The organism is Streptomyces sp. NBC_01497 (assembly GCF_036250695.1).
GTDB lineage: Bacteria > Actinomycetota > Actinomycetes > Streptomycetales > Streptomycetaceae > Streptomyces.
In genome coordinates this window covers 81,728-96,890 of sequence record NZ_CP109428.1, presented here as the reverse complement: position 1 = coordinate 96,890, position 15,163 = coordinate 81,728, and the positions used below count along the sequence as shown (strand labels likewise).

Annotated in this window: 9 protein-coding genes and 3 pseudogenes; 5 read left to right on the top strand and 7 right to left on the bottom strand. The window is 64.6% G+C overall.

From position 1 onward, the window contains the following. Positions 1–344 precede the first annotated feature (344 nt). A complete protein-coding gene (locus tag OG310_RS36470; protein ID WP_329460576.1) occupies positions 345–611 on the top strand; it encodes a hypothetical protein in 267 nt (88 codons plus the stop codon). Between the two features lie 1,285 nt (positions 612–1,896). Here OG310_RS36470 and OG310_RS36465 read toward each other — a convergent pair. Further along, positions 1,897–3,279: pseudogene (locus OG310_RS36465) on the bottom strand (IS1380 family transposase). Here OG310_RS36465 and OG310_RS36460 point away from each other — a divergent pair. Continuing rightward, positions 3,278–4,306 carry an IS701 family transposase gene (locus tag OG310_RS36460; RefSeq protein WP_443078936.1) on the top strand — a complete coding sequence of 343 codons (1,029 nt, stop codon included), beginning with the start codon at positions 3,278–3,280 and terminating at the stop codon, positions 4,304–4,306. The pseudogene OG310_RS36465 and the gene OG310_RS36460 overlap by 2 nt on opposite strands. Before the next feature lie 101 nt (positions 4,307–4,407). Here OG310_RS36460 and OG310_RS36455 read toward each other — a convergent pair whose 3' ends face one another. Beyond that, on the bottom strand, positions 4,408–4,812 hold the full coding sequence (locus OG310_RS36455; protein WP_329460575.1) for a hypothetical protein: 405 nt from the start codon (positions 4,810–4,812) through the stop codon (positions 4,408–4,410). A gap of 861 nt (positions 4,813–5,673) precedes the next feature. Here OG310_RS36455 and OG310_RS36450 point away from each other — a divergent pair. Further along, positions 5,674–6,315 (top strand): hypothetical protein, encoded by a 642-nt coding sequence (locus OG310_RS36450; RefSeq protein ID WP_329460574.1) that lies wholly within the window; start codon positions 5,674–5,676, stop codon positions 6,313–6,315. A gap of 519 nt (positions 6,316–6,834) precedes the next feature. Here the strand turns inward: OG310_RS36450 and OG310_RS36445 are convergent. The 4 genes from OG310_RS36445 to OG310_RS36430 form a co-directional block, all read right to left on the bottom strand. After that, on the bottom strand, positions 6,835–8,043 hold the full coding sequence (locus OG310_RS36445) for an acyl-CoA dehydrogenase family protein (protein ID WP_329460573.1): 1,209 nt from the start codon (positions 8,041–8,043) through the stop codon (positions 6,835–6,837). Positions 8,044–8,974: 931 nt separating this feature from the next. After that, positions 8,975–9,610 carry a TetR/AcrR family transcriptional regulator gene (locus OG310_RS36440; RefSeq protein ID WP_329460572.1) on the bottom strand — a complete coding sequence of 212 codons (636 nt, stop codon included), beginning with the start codon at positions 9,608–9,610 and terminating at the stop codon, positions 8,975–8,977. Positions 9,611–11,070: 1,460 nt separating this feature from the next. Further along, positions 11,071–11,292, bottom strand: a complete 222-nt coding sequence (locus tag OG310_RS36435; protein ID WP_329460571.1) for a hypothetical protein — start codon at positions 11,290–11,292, stop codon at positions 11,071–11,073. Positions 11,293–11,321: 29 nt separating this feature from the next. Then, the gene (locus OG310_RS36430) at positions 11,322–11,804 is read right to left on the bottom strand and encodes an SDR family NAD(P)-dependent oxidoreductase (protein WP_329460570.1); all 483 of its coding nucleotides are present in this window, start codon (positions 11,802–11,804) and stop codon (positions 11,322–11,324) included. A gap of 160 nt (positions 11,805–11,964) precedes the next feature. On the opposite strand from OG310_RS36430, the pseudogene OG310_RS36425 reads away from it, so the two are divergent. After that, positions 11,965–12,734 (top strand): annotated as a pseudogene (locus tag OG310_RS36425) (transposase family protein). Between the two features lie 363 nt (positions 12,735–13,097). Here the strand turns inward: OG310_RS36425 and OG310_RS36420 are convergent. Further along, a pseudogene (locus OG310_RS36420) lies at positions 13,098–13,535 on the bottom strand (sigma-70 family RNA polymerase sigma factor); the annotation flags it as partial. 453 nt (positions 13,536–13,988) lie between these two features. On the opposite strand from OG310_RS36420, the gene OG310_RS36415 reads away from it, so the two are divergent. Beyond that, a complete protein-coding gene (locus tag OG310_RS36415) occupies positions 13,989–15,125 on the top strand; it encodes a lactonase family protein (RefSeq protein ID WP_329460569.1) in 1,137 nt (378 codons plus the stop codon). Positions 15,126–15,163: the final 38 nt, after the last annotated feature.

Here is a 15,163-nt window from a genome sequence, read left to right as displayed (position 1 = left end):
GGAGTTGGGTGCCTCTGCGGCGGGAGGCCGCGTGGAATCCTCACGTGAGGGCTCAGCGTGGATTCCCCAGCTTCGGGATCGGGGGTCGCCGTCGTCCGCTGGTGCCCAGAGTTACGGGACAGGCCGTAGGCGGTCGCGTCGGCTAGGGTCTCGGCGGAAGCAGATCGGCGACCTTTTACGCATGGCGCGGCTGATGGTTGAGCGGCCGGTGCGCAGTGCCATGGTTCGCCTGGAGGTCCGGCCGGTTGTTCTTCGTATGGGTTGGCGTCCCCACGGTAACGCTGGCAGGGGGCCACACTACGAGCCCTCCGATCAGATCTCGTGGTTGCTGACATGCTGTAGGGATGAGTGAGTTCATGCAGCGGCGGGTGTACCGCGCCGATCATGACGATTCGGACCCGAGGCCGCAGTGGGGGCATGAGTACCGGGAGCTGGTCGGCGGCCCCCTAGATGGACTGCTGGTCGACGTCACCGGCTGGGACACGGAAGAGCTTGTGGAGGGGGCGGCGCTGATGACGGAGGTCGGCAAATACGGCCCCGGCGGACGCGCTCTGTACGGACCGCGCAATGCTAATCCCATCAAATGGGACTGGGAAGGAGACATTCCCTGACCAACCCCTTGCATACGTGTATTGCAGCCTTCGTCCTGCGCCTACCGATTGCTGAGCCGGCTTACGTATGAAGCCGACGGGGCTGACTGAGAGTGGCCTCGTCTGTGTGGCACCTGCGGTCTGCACTGGGATATGCGGCTGTGCTTCCAGGCCCCAGCCCCTGCCCTGGGTGAGGCCATCGCTGACGAAGGGGGCTTCCACCAGGGAGGCTTTGAGGACGGCGAGCATGTCCCACTCCCACAGACCTCGTTGATCGGGTGCGGGACTGGGCGGGTTCGCGGGTTGTCGTACACCGGCGTGGCTGGAGTCAGCAGCGAGACGGCGCCCCCGTACGCAGACAAGCCAGGGGCCGAACCGGACCTGCCATCTGCCCGTTATGTAGATGAGTACCGTTTCACGAGAGAATTAGAGAAGGACATGGATGAGCTAGGAAGTAATTCTGGTCGACGGCGTGCCGAACGAGACAGGGCCTTCCTTGCGCAACGCTTCCAACCGCACACGCCATTTAAAAGGCATAGTGAGCGGCAGGAGGCGCTGGCGGCTCTGGAAGGCCGACGTCCAGGTGCGGCTGAACGCCGGCAAGAGGCGGAACGTGCCTTCTCTGAAACGAGCCGTGCGCGGCAGGAGGCGCTGGCGGCTCTGGAAGGCCGACGTTCAGGTGTGGCTGAACGCCGGCAGGAGGCGGAACGTCCCTTGTCTGAAACGAGTCGTGCGCGGCAGGAGGCGCTGGCGGCTCTGGAAGGCCGACGTTCAGGTGTGGCTGAACGCCGGCAGGAGGCGGAACGTCCCTTGTCTGAAACGAGTCGTGCGCGGCAGGAGGCGCTGGCGGCTCTGGAAGGCCGACGTCCAGGTGCGGCTGAACGCTGGCAGAAGGCGGAACGTGCCTATTGGGATGCGACTGGATTTGGTAAGAAGCCCAAGGACCCCGGGCCTGGAAAGTCTGGATGGGACGCGGACGCATTTGGGTCCGAGTCGAGCGTTGCAAAAGCAGCCGCGCTCAGAACGCCTGGTATCTCCGCGGATCCCGGACGGAAATCAGGGAGTTGGAGGGGTGTGCCGACGAGTCCTCAAGGGCCAAGGGCGAAGCCTAAAACCCGGCGTTAACTTGGGGGACTGTTATTAGCCTCGAAGTTTCGTGACGGGCCGCCGACGGAGTCGGTGGCCCGTTTTCGTGCCTTGAGCTGAGGGTGGGCAGGCTGAGGACCCGAGTGTCGTCTCGGGGTGGCGCCGGGTTCCACTGCTCCGGGTGGTGAAGGGCTGTCGTAGGGACGGGTGAATCCGCTGGTCAGCCGGGATTCGGCAGGAGCGCGAGCCGTTCGAGTGCGGCGGTGATGTGGCCGGTCCAGGGCCAGTGCCGGGCCAGGCGGAGGATCCGCCGGCGGCCGGTGGTGACGAGTTGTGCGGTCGCGGTGAACAGGCGGAGTCGCAGGCGGCGGTGCTCCCAGAGCCTGGCTGTGTCGGTGAGCGCGAGCATGGGCATCCAGGCCAGCAGGTCGAGAGCAATCTGGACGATCTCGAGCCAGACCTTGTTCTGGGCCGTGGTGTGCAGGGGCAGGTTGCGCAGGCCGGTGGCCCGGGCGGCCCGGATCCTGTCCTCTGTCCGGGCCCGCAGTCGGTGACGGAGCCCGGGTTCGGCGATCGGCCGGCCGGTGGTGTTGGTCGCGAAGCACGTGATCCGCATGCCGTCCGCGTCCGTGATCCTCAACTGGGCGCTGGGGTGCGGCCGTTCCTTTCGGGTGATCAGCCGCATGCCCTTGGGCCAGTCGTCCAGCAGCTTGCCGGTGAGCTCGGCGACCCAGGCCCCGCCACGGACCTCACCATTGGTCTCGACGGCCGCCGTCCAGGCCGATGCGGGGACCTTCAGCACGTGCTCGTGGATCACCTTGGTGACCGTCATGCCGACCGAGTAGGACAGCTATCGTCCTCGCCGGGCGAGCCAGGACACGAAGTCGTGAGTGGCGCCCGCGGAGTCCGTGCGGATCAGCGTCTGCCGTCCTCGCCGGTAGCGCTTGGGCAGTTGGGCCAGAGCGAGCTGGGCGGTGGTGATGTGGTCCGCTGCCGTGTTCGAGCCCGCGTTCCCCGGCCTGAGGAGGGCGGCGACCGGCTCACCGGTTCCTCCCGGTCCGTGGTCGACGAAGGCCGTCAGCGGATGGTGGCCATAGGTCTTCTTCCAGGTCGCGGCCGCGTCCTCCTTGTCGGAATGCGCGACCACAAGGACACCGTCAAGGTCGCCGACGACCTGGCCGTCGGTGTCCGGGGTGTTCTCACCGGCCAACGACCAGACATGGTAACGGACTTCGGAGCGTGCGGAGCGGATAGCCTGCAAAGCTTTCTCGCCGGAGGCGGCGAGGGTGTCGATCAGGCGGGAGGCGGTCGGGTCGGAAGCGACCGGACCGAAAACGGCCGGCTCGCAGCGCAGTAATGCGACGTCCGCGAGGCAGTCCCCGCCTAGTGCGACCGCCAGCGCGACGTCCAGGAGGACCTTGCCGGGATCGTGGACGGCCCGCGGTTTGCGCCACGGCGCCAGAGCCTGGGATAGGGCCTGGTCAAGACCGGTCTTGCGGCCCGTTTCGACGAGCAGGACCGGCCCGGCCTGGGGGACGACCTGGCGACCGCCGTCCTGGACGCGGACCCGACGTGGTGTGTGCGGCGTCGTTGACCTCTTCATGGTGGAGGAGTTAGCTGACGTGTGGTCAGGTATGTTCGATGACTTTGTGGCGCGGTTCGCGGGGCGCTTCGGGCGGGTGGAGTCTCGGCGGCGGATGGTGTCTTGCCTGCGGGGACTGCTGAGTGAGGTGGAGCGCGAGAACGGTTGGATGCTGGCTGAGGCTGCCGGGGACACGGGCCACCAGGGGGATGCAGCAGCGGCTGTTGAACCACTACCTGTGGGACGCGGATGCTCTGCGTGTGATGTCCGTGACGCGGTGGTGGAGCATATCGGGGATCCGGTGCGGGGGGTGCTGATTTTTGACGAGACGGGATTCTTGAAGAAGGGTGTCCGGTCGGCGGGGGTGGGCCGGCAGTACTCGGGGAGTGCTGGCCGGATCGGGAATGCCCAGATCGGGGTGTTCCTGGCCTATGGATCCAGCCGGGGGCGGGAGTTGGTTGACCGGGAGCTGTATCTGCCGAAGGACTGGACATCGGATCGTGAGCGGTGCCGGGCGGCGGGTATCGGTGACGATGTCGAGTTCGTCACCAAGCCGGATATGGGCTTACGCATGCTGCAGCGTGCCGTTGGCACGGCGCAGCCTCACCGATCCCACGGACATCGCCTACTACATCTGCTTCTGCCCAGTCGGGACTTTGCTCGAAGAGCTCGCCCGAGTCGCGGGATCGAGGTGGATGGTCGAGGAGTGCTTCCAGAGCGCGAAGAGCGAAACGGGACTCGATCACTACCAAGTCCGCGGCTACGTGGCGTGGTACTGGCACATAACCCTCTCCATGGCCGCTCTTGCCTTTCTCGCTATCGGGCGGGCCGAGGCAAAAAAGGGGATCCGCACACCCGCAGCAACCAACCCCTCATACCCGTCACCGTGAACGAGGCCCGGCGGATCTTCAATCGCATCTCTTCTCCTGTTCGCCACAGCATCCAGCACCTGCTCGCCTGGTCGCTATGGCGGAGAAAAAGCCAAGCCCGGGCCCGCATCCGCCACTACAAACGCAGAGGGCATCACGGAGTGTCGTTGCAGTACTAAGTAGGGACAATGTGCCGAAGCGAGTGCAGGTCCAGCTCCGTCGGCAGCTCGGCGGACCGGCGCACTGTCTCGAAGACCTCGTTCAGCCGTCGCAGGGACATTCAGTCGCGCCGCTCGATGGTCCAGGACGCCGGATGCTTGCCCGGCACGAAAGCGGGGCGGACTTCGCTGACGTACTGGTCGAGGATGCCGATGATCCGGTCCATTTCTGGAACCGTCAGAACCTTGCGGCGCCCGGGAGGTCCACGGATGAAGATTGCTCCGAAACGTCCGCAGTCGGCGACTTTAGGATGCCGGCACACATCACGCAGATCCAGTCCGCACGCTTCCTGGCGCCGCAAGCCGAAAGCGCTGGCCGTCTTCGAGACAATGGCCTCGCGAAGGGCTGCGACCGGGCCATTGCGTCGTAGTGCGCGAATCTCGTCGACACGGCCGTCGGCGGCGTCGAAAGGGGTCTGGACTTCGCTGTAGGTGAGCGGACGACGTTCGGCAGCTCCCTCGTACACGCTGGTGTGAGTGACCGTGTTTCGCTCGTGCAGAAGCTGGAGCGGAGCCCGCCCGAATCGCTCGTTGCACCTGGACGGCCAGCCTTAGCGAGGGTCGGTGATGTAGTCGAAGAGCAGTTATAGGTCGTTCTGCTAGTTCCGTGCGGTCGGCACCGCTAGCAGCCTGCCAGGGCGCCGGGTACGAAGGTCGTCGAAGAAGGCCTCCACCTCGCGAGGTCCCATTGCTAGGGGTATTCATTAGTGAAGCAGGCCAGCCGCCGGATCAGCGTGATCCGGGGGCGGATCGTCGATTACCAGTTCAAGAAGCACGTAAGCTGCCGCAGTGCCCGGCCCCCGGTAGGGCTTCCATAACAGCGGGTTCGCGGTCCAGGTGCACGGCCCCATCCCAATCAGCCACCAACCCTGCGTTATCCTGAGCACCACCTGCGGATCAGTCAATTGGCCCAGCGCAACTTGTGTTGCATTCAATGCAATACGGCAGCCTGGGCTCATTTGAGCTGCTGGGCCGGACGGCTGGCGCGGATCTGTCCACGGTTCACGCATATGCTGGGGCAATGATCCACGGGCCTTCGCGCGAGTAGCCTCCCCACAAGCGACATGCGAGGGGCCGAGACTGCATGGTGATGCACAAGTTGAAAGTGGGCACCAAATGGTTTCTCGTTAAACTAACTGGGTCCCCGCTCGGCCCTGGCCGAGAGGCGCCCCTGACGCCTCGTCTAGCGGCACCCCAGAAGGGTTCGGGCTAAGAATGGGCGCCATTATTGAGCACGACTGGTCCTCGCACCTCATCGGCACCAACATCCCGCAGCCGCCACAGTGGGTAGCATTCGACGGAAGGAACCTAATAGAGGAGAACATACCGTGTCCAATGGTTCTGGAACCCTTCAACGCTACGCAGAACAGGTAACGACAGACCTGCAGGCCAATCGCGACGAACAGACGGCCCTCCAGCACCGCCTGGCACAGCTGGTCCGTGACGAAGGCGTGCTGGTAAAGATGCAGGCCTCGCTGAACGAGGAGCCGCCCCACTCGCCGACCCGCGCCATGCCCACGGACTCTGTGGCACGGAGCGGCGAGGCATCGACAGCATCGCCGCGGAAGAAGCGGGCCGCGACGCTGCCTGTGCAGCAGGGGACAACCAAGGCAGACGTCGAGAGCACTCCGAACGACGCCCCCTCCAAGGTGAAACGCTCCGGCCCCTCCGCAGTTAAGAAGGCCACCGCACCAGGCATGAGCCCCACGCTCGCACAGCTCGTGTACAGCCTGCTGCTGCAGCACACAGAGCCGCGCACGGCCGGCGAGGTCACGGCCGAAGTCAACGAGGTCTACCCCGACCGCAAGCCGTCTTCACCGCCGCTGGTGCGCCAGGCACTCAACCGACTCGTCGCACAGGCAAAGGCAGAACGGTTGGTGCAGGGAAGCTCTGTAATGTATACGGCTGTTCCGACCGGTGAAACCTCGCTGACCGGCGTAAGCGAAACGCGGAGCCCAGCACAGTCGTAGGAAGCGCACCAAAGACGGTGACCGCCTCGAGGTTGTCTCGGCTCCGGCCGCCTCGGGCGGTCGCCTCGTCCTGCAACCTCAGCGAGGTGAGCAGCCCACCCTCCGATAGCCAAATGCCCACTCCAGTGCGTCCGAGTCCTATATCGATCCCATGGCCTACGCGAGGGCAGCTCGTGCGGGTAGTGGGCTTGATCCGCTTTGGCGGACATTCGAGGTCAGGGGGTTCTGCCCCTGGGGGGATGTCCATCAGGCAGAGCATGGGCAAGAAGAAGTCTCGCCCTCGCCGCTCGTTCACGCCGTAGTTCAAGGCGGAGATCGTTCACCTGTGCCGGCGTGGTGACCGCACGGTCGGCCGGATCGCCAACGGCTTCGACCTGACCGAGACCGCGGTGCGTGACTGGGTCAAGCAGGCCGGGGTCGACGCCGGCGAGCGCGACGGCCTGATTCACATGCATGCGGCATCGACCATGCGGTAGAACCGTGAGACCCGTGGGCTGGGAAGGGGTGGAGAATGTGTTTTTACATGAAGCCCACCCCCGCCTCGCGGCCCAGGCGGATTCGTCCAGCAGCCTCCATGTAGATGGGTGAGAAGTTGATGTGCTGGCAGGCTGCGATGCCGTCGCGGAACAATCGCTCAATTCGGTTTCCAGAGTAGAGTGCCGTTGAGCTCGCCAGCGTGTACATCGCAGTCAGTGCTTCGCGACTTGTCTCGCCAGCGTGAGTCATGGCCGCGCGGAGTGCTGCGCGTTGCGCGACGCTTACGGGTTCGTTCCGTTCGGATGCGAGCTGGAGAGAATCTGTCGCCTTATAAAAGAGCAGGCGTGCTGCATGCAGGGCTGCCTCGGATTTTGCGATGGTCAACTGAACGCGAGGCGAGTCTGCGAGAGTTCCCCCGGCGTGGCTCGTCTTGGTCTGCATCAGGCGGACTACCTCGTCGATGGCAGCCTGGGCGACACCGAGTACCACAGGGGCGCAGCCAGCGAAGATCAGGTTGACTACGAAGCCCCGGTAAAGTGGCCTGTCAATCCGAGCTGATGCCTCGAGAGGGATCAAGAGGTCGGCGGGGACCGCGATGTCCTTGGCGTGGGCATCGTGGCTGCCCGAACCGCGCATGCCGGAAACTTTCCAAGTTGGCTCGACTGTCAACTGGTCCGTTGGGATGGTCATCAGGCGCACGTCGGGTTCGCCGGCGTCCGTGGTGACCGGCACGCCGTTCTGGGTGACCGTCGCCAGCCCCACGAGCCAGTCCGCACGGAGTAGGCCGCTCAGAATCTTCCACGCCCCACTGACCCGGTAGCCTCCCTCGACTGGCTCTGCGCTGGCCATGATGCCCGAGTTCGCGAAACTCGGCGCCCGGCCGTCCTTCCAGAGCCGTGCTACGCCAGATTCCTGAAGCAATGCGCCAAGAAAGCCGAAGTTGGCATTCCACACCACCCAGGCTACCGAGGCATCGATGCGACCAAGTTCCTCGTAGATGGTCATGGACTGTGGCTGCGTGACCTCAAAGCCGCCCAGTTCGCGTGGCGTGAGCAGACTGAAGGCCCCTGCATCGCGCAATGTCTCGTAAAGGTCCGCCGGAATCTCGCTGGTCCTATCGATTTCGTCGGCGGCAGCTTCGATTGCCGGCCGCAGCTGGGTCGGCAAGTTGAGCGGGTCACCCAGCGGCGCCTTGAGCTTGGAGGGGTTTGATTCGGGCAAGGGTCCGGGGGCAGGGGGCCGCTCGGCCATGATTACTCCTTGTGAAGTGATGAGGGTGATCAGGGCAGTGGAGCTGAAGAACGGTTTGGCCAGCTGGCTGGGCGGATGAGTCGACAACTGCGGGCGCGTCCTTGGGCAGCCGTCGTCATCCGGGCCTGAGGCTGTGTCCCGACTCACCTCTCCAACGCCACTATGCGTGCTGGCGTACGGGTGCAGCGATGGTCGGCCCAACGGACCGCCCCTTCAGGCTGGTTTCGGCCGATTCAGAAAACGAATTCGTGTCGCCGTGGGCTCGGCCGGCGTGGCCATTTTCTGGTTTGTTGGGATGTGGGCGACTCGGCGCGAATCCGGGTCCCGGCGCAGGACTCTCAAGTGCCCAGGGGTTGCTGTCCTGCCGGATAGGTTCGAGGGCCCGATACGGTGCGGTCAGGGTGCGGCGGCTCTCCAGCGTCGGCGTGCGTAGCCCATGGCACTTGCTTGGCGCCGTAACTTGGCGGTCCCCGCCTGCATAGTGAGACCGGCTTAATGAGGGCTGTCTCAGTCGGGCGGGCAGCCTGCGCTGAAGCCTCTCTTGAGGTGCCTCGAGGCCTGCAATGGTCGATTCATGCCGGGTTAGGGAACAGGGGGTATACGTGCTATCCCTCTTTGTTTGTATGGCACTGCCCTAAGCGTTGTCCCGTAACTCAGGGCGGAGGTCGGTAGGTCACCACAAGCAGATCTGGTTGTCCGGTTGCGCCCCGAATCGCGGCCTCAACCGGATCCTGAACAAGTAGGTCGAACCGGGCATCGGCAAGCGGTGTCCAGGGTTACGGGACAGCCCTTAGCCAGCTCCGACACCCAGCCGACGGCGGACGGCCGACGGCGGAGCACTGCCCCTCTTTGTGCACAGTGCCTGGACTCTGGCGGAGGAGGGGCCTTCGACAGTTAGAGGGAGCCGATCACGAGCTCATCTACTCGCTGTTCATCCGAGCTCGACGCAATTTTTACGTACGTGACTCAGTGCCATGTCGAGAGCGGTTTGCAGGCGGCTGGGATCTCCGGTGACCTGGGCAAGGAGCAGTCCACCTTGCAGCGCGGCAAGCACGCTTACGGCGAGTCCGCCCACGTCGACCTCCGCCGCGAGCTCGCCCCGGACCTGCATCCGCTGGAAGCAGTCGGCCAGGTATGAGTCCCAGGTGGCGTAGCCGCTGGCGAGGGTGGACCGGGCACATTCGGAGTGTTCCGACAGTTCGCTAACGAGCGATCCGAGAGGGCACCCGTAGGCTCCCTGGCGGGCGACGTTGAGCCGTACGATGGCGTCTCGCCACTGCTCCAGGCCGTGCATCGAGTCGGCATGGCGCAGGAGTGACTTCTGCAAGCGCAGAACGCGCGCCACCTGCTCTGCGACGACCTCTTCGATCAGTGCGTTCTTGTCGGAGAAGTAGTGGTATATCTGCGACTTTCCTGTACCACTGGCCCTCATCACATCGTCCAGGCTGGTGCCGGCGACGCCTTGGACATACATCAGCTCTGTAGCCACCGAGACGATCCGGTCGCGGGTGGCCGTTCCGCGGATTGTCAGCCGCGCGGAGCGCTCCTCCGGTCCGCTATCACTCATGTGGGGAGTGTAATCCATGTGGACCATGTGGTCCCGTCGCGCGGACTTTCAAGGGGCGAGTCATGATCGTTCCTTGGCTTGATCGCAATCCGAGTACCTGGAGCGTCTTGTCGGGGACAGGGCCTGGTGGTTCCCACCTGATGGCCGATCCGGTTCTCTGCACTCTGGGGGAGGGGAGCCCGCGAAACGCACAGCGCAGGGGGCCGGGGGTTTCGGGTTTATGAAACGCTTGAAGATGGAGCGGTGTTGAGCATCGTGTGACGTTGGTGTCGACAGTCCTCGACGGTCGTGCCGAAGTGGCCGAGTGGGGGCACTGCGGCGGGGCGCTCACTAAAAGGCATTAGCGTGGGCGAGGCGTGTGCGGGGTCGACCGGACGGCGCCCGCACTCTTGCGGTGCTGGAGTGAAGCAGAGTGGGCCTGGGCCACGGTTGCCAGATGGACGGCCTTCACTCCCGGATCTCCGTAGGAAGCTTATGAGCCCGATTCCGTGACGTTTTGTGGTCGGTAGCAACCTTCCAGACACTTCTGGTATGAAAACAGTACCACATTGACTTTGATGGGAAATTCACGGCGGCCGGCAAGGAGAATTTAAATGATGTTAAATTCGCGATAAGAGATGGGTTAACCTCATGAATCCCACCGGGCCCCCGGAAGGCTGGTGTCGCGCGTGAAAGCGGTGGGCGTTAGCTCGGGGCCCCGCAACATTATGATCAGCTACACCGTGGTAAAGGGAGGACAACTGCCGCAGTGCCCCCGGCGCGGCACCTGTCGCCTCGACGATGCGAAACGACTGCTCGACGCAGGGTCAGCTAACCAGGCCGTGACCGGGTGCCGATGGAGACGCCTGGTCGCGGACACCTCGGAGGGCCTGATCCCGGAACCTCGCTTGCCAGCGCTCTAGCCCGTTTCCGTAGCTGCCCCAGCCCGTCAGCCGGCACAACCGGGTGCTCACGCAGATCTCGCACGGTTGCGCCTCCCGAGCTCCACACCCTCGATCACCGATCGGCCAGATGTCGTGCGAACGCTAAGGCGTCTGCTGCAGCTGACGTCCTTGGGCGAGTTGACCGGTTTGGAGGTGGCAGCCTTCGGTGGAAGTCCGCAAGCAAGTAGACACGGTTGTTCTCGCCACCATATGCGAACAGTCCGCATGCGAGGCCCTCACAGACCGTCCGCACGATTTCCCTTCGGCCGCGTCGGATGCGGAGTCCGAGGCCCCCAGCCCCCTCCTCGAGACTGCCTGGATGACAGTCGGACGAGCGTCGATCCGTGCGAAAGAGCTACAGGCGCTGAGATTGAACAACTGCCCCATGCATGGATCAGGTTAACTGAAACATCAAACGAATCGATTGGAACAGATCAAGTCAGACGAGACCAGATCGACTGCGTCGGGACGGCGAAACTCGTCGCAGACATCGACGCCTGCAACGGCTGGGGTGCGCCGTTTTCGCAACTGTTGGCCTCAGAGGGAGTCGGCGACGTCCCAGGCCTCCCCGGCGGTCTCACCGGCCATACGTTCGACGAGCGCTCCGGCTGAATGATCGGGTGTAATGGGAGCCTTGTCCGCGAGGTTCCTGATGAACCGTGCGTGGGTGGCAGCACTCACCTTGCCTTCGCCCTCAATGCGGATAAGTGCTCGCATCGCCGTGTCCACGGACCCGGGGCGGTAAACGTTCGCGGTCACGCCGGTGCCTTTGAGCTCGGCCGCGAGGTTTAGTTGTGAGCTTCGAGACCTCCCTTCGTGGTCGCGTAGGCATTCCCGCCGATCATCGCTCGCGGGTTGGCGGCGATGGAACTGGAGACGTTCACGATCCGCCACCAGCTGGCCTTGATCATGTTGAGCGGGAGGGCAAGGGCCGGTGACGCGGGCGCGATCACGTCGACACCAAGGGCCGCAGCCCACACTGTCGGGTCCAGGGATTGGCTGGGGCCGAGCGGGTCGACCGTTGCGGCGTTGTTGACGAGGATGTCGATCGGACCGAACCCACTGACAGCCTTCTCCACTGCATGGGCGGGGGCGATCGGGTTCGTCAGGTCCGCAACAATATCCAATGCCTTGGCCCCGCGGGCTTTCACTAATTCCGTTGTCTGCCGCAACTCGGCCTCGCTCCTGGCCGCCAGAATCGACGGAGTACCGGCGTCCGAGAGGGCCAGTGCCGTGGCACGTCCGATGCCGCGTCCGGCTCTTGTTGCCAAGGCTGTTTTGCCATCAATTATTATGTTTCCTCCGTTGAGTCGTGTAGTGAGCCTTTGCCAACTTGCGCCCGGTAGCGGCTCAGTTGGTTCGACACATGAGTGAAGCCTCTGGTAGACGGGTTCACGACCAAGATCACCCGATACCCACCAGAGGCTTCACGTGCTTGTCTACCGGTGCGGGCTGGACGTGTCCAGTCGGTCCTTGACGTACCTCGCCACTCGTCTGCGCGAACACCGTCGCCGGATCGGAAGCCGCTGGCGCCGGCTATCGGTCGGCCGTCAAGCTCTGCTGGTGGTGGCGCATCTGCGCAACGGGACTACGTACGCCCAGCTCGCAGCGGGTTTCGAGATGGGGACGAGCACGGTCTACCGCTACATCAGCGAGGCCGTCGACCTCCTGGCCGCCCTCGCACCGACCCTCGACGAGGCTGTCCAAGCCGCATCGACGAAGGCTTACGTCCTGCTCGACGGGACTCTCCTGCCCATCGACCGGATCGCTGCCGACCGGCCCTGCTACTCCGGCAAGCACAAGAGACACGGCATGAACGTGCAGGTCATCGCCGACCCGTTCGGCCGGCTGCTGTGGGCCTCGCCGGCACTGCCTGGGGCCGTCCACGACGTTCGCGCAGCCCGGGAACACGGCATCATCGATGCTCTTGCCCAGGCCCACCCCCCTGCTGGGCGGACAAGGACTACCACGGCGCCGGCGGCACGACCCGGGTCCCCTTCCGCGGCCGATGGGAGGCTCACTCCGCCGGTCAGCAGGCCGTGAACCGATCTCAGGCCAAGATCCGAGCCCTCGTCGAGCAAGCCATGGCCACCCTCAAGTCCTGGCGACTACTCCGCAAACTTCGCTGCTCGACCACTCGCATCACCGGCCTCGTCCAGGCCGTACTCACCCTGCATCACGCCAGCTCAACCGCAGGTTGAAAAAGCCTCAGTGTTTTTCTTCGAGTAGACGTCCTGCGCCCGTGGTTGTTATTCCTTGCTCGTGAGGACCGCGTATTAGTTGTGCCGCTCTGTCGGAAGCTAGTCCGTTGGCACCGGCCGGCACCGTTGGATCCCTTTCAGTCTTTAAGGACTTCCAGCAGGTCTACACATTGGAGCCTTCTGCACCAGGGTAGATGTGACATCCGGCGCCGTCCGGTTCGTCGTGCGATGTGCGGGATCGGGCCATGGGTCTTTGGCGGGCAGGCCCAGAACCCGCGCCGTCGCATTCAGGTGAGGGCTTTCTGGTCTCGGACCGGTTGGGCGGCAGCAACTCCCACGGCAGTCCCGTGCCTTCGTGTTGAACCCTGTCTCCTCCAGCGCGAGTTTCATGGAGCGGAGCGCGTAGAACACCCTTGAGCGCACCGTTCCACTGGGAATGCCGAGCGTCTCGGCCGCCTCGTTGACCGTCCGCCCCTTGAAGTACGTCTCGATGAGTACTTCGCGGTGTGCGGGTGTCAGGTCTTCGAGCGCGTCCGAGAGCGTCATCAGCCAAAGCGCCTTGTCGATCTCGTCCTCCGCGGGCATTATCTCGAGCGGCGACGGGCCGGCCTCCTGCGGCCGGGCCTGCCTGCTCCGGTGGCCGTCGATGACGATACGGCGTGCGACCGTTACCAGCCAGGGCCGCACGGAGCCGGCCGCCGGATCGAGTTGACCGGCGTTCTTCCAGGCGCGGATGAGCGTCTCCTGCACGACGTCCTCGGCGCGCTGCCGGTCGCCCGCGACCAGCCGCAGGACGTTCACAGGCCGGGATTAGCCGCCGTCGCGGGTTGCGGCTGGCGGTCGTTGCCTCCTCGTCCGCCTGGCCCCCCGAGGTCGCGAGCGGCCGCAGGCCGTGGGGGCATCGATTGCCTGCTGAATTTGGCTGCCTGAGTAGGACAGCCATGCAGACAGGCTCTTCCACCGGAAGACGAGGGGACAGGACGTGACCGTCGGGCGGCCCACGCGTCGCCGCCCGAGCTTGAGGCGTTGCAGTAGTCGGCACTTGCGCCACGCGCCCCACGGCCTGGCTGCTGATTCACAGGTCGAGGGGGCGGCACGGCACGGCCATGTCTGGTCAGAGAGTCTGTCACTTCCTCGTAAGGCGCGTCTTGAGTAAGAGTCTGAGCTTCCCGGTCACGAAAGGTGCGACAGGGTCAAGAGACCCCGTCCTGCACCAGGCGACCACTCTCGCCCCGCTCGTTAAGGAAACACATCATGCGAAAGCAGCCTGTCGCGCGCCTAGCCGGCGCCTCTGTTACGGTCCTGGCCTCGGTGGCCCTGTTCGCGGCGCCTGCTTCCGCGCACACGCCTCAGCACAACTCCCCTTCACGCACGGCCTCGGCGGATGGTGCGCTCTTCGTGCAGAACGATGACGTGCAGGGGAACGCCGTCGTCACCTACGACCGGGCTGCGGATGGATCGCTAACTAAGGCGGGCGTCTACGCGACGGGCGGTCTTGGCGGCCAGGAGGACGGTACCGGGGCCGACCACCTTGCTTCGCAGGGCTCTCTGGCGTACGACAAGGCTCACCAGCGCCTCTACGTGGTCAACGCGGGTAGCGACACGCTTACTGTGTTCTCTGTCCGCGGTGACCGGCTCATTCGCGAACAAGTCGTCTCCACCGGAGGGTCGTTCCCGGTGAGCGTGACCGTGCACGGCGGCAGCGTGTATGTGCTGAACGCCCTAAACGGCGGGTCCGTGCAGGGCTACCTCAACGTTGCTGGCCACCTCGTGACCGTGCCGTCTTGGCACCGTTCCCTGGGGTCCCAGGGTGACGGCACCCCCGGACAGGTGTCGTTCACCCCCGACGGCTCGAAGCTTGTGGTTGCGGGCAAGGGGAACGGTAGCCTGACGGTCTTCAACGTTGACCTGCTCGGCGGCCTTACGGCCAAACCGACCGTGACAACCCTGACGGGGGGCGAAGTCCCCTTCGCGCTGGCGTTCGACGCCAAGGGTCACACCGTGGTCGCGGACGCCGGTACGAATTCCCTGGACACCTTCACCGTAGGCCGTAACGGCTCGCTCACGAAGGATGACCAGGCCGCGACGGGCCAGAAGGGCACCTGCTGGGTGGTCAGGGATGGCAACTTCTTCTTCGCCGCGAACGCGGGCAGCAGTACCCTCTCCGGCTTCGAGCAGAGCCGCGGGCAGCTTAAGGAGATCGGGAACACCCCCGCGGGCGCGGGCACCGTGGACCTTACTGTCAGCCCTGACGGCAGGTTCCTTTATGTGCAGACCGGTGTCGCGGGGGGCGTGGACGAGTTCAGTGTCCACGCGAATGGCTCGCTCACGAAGATCGGCTCGGCAACTGTGCCGAACGCTGTTGGCGGCGAGGGGATCGCCGCGTCCTGACCCTCTGGCCTCGCTTCCGCAGCCCCGCGGATAGGCTC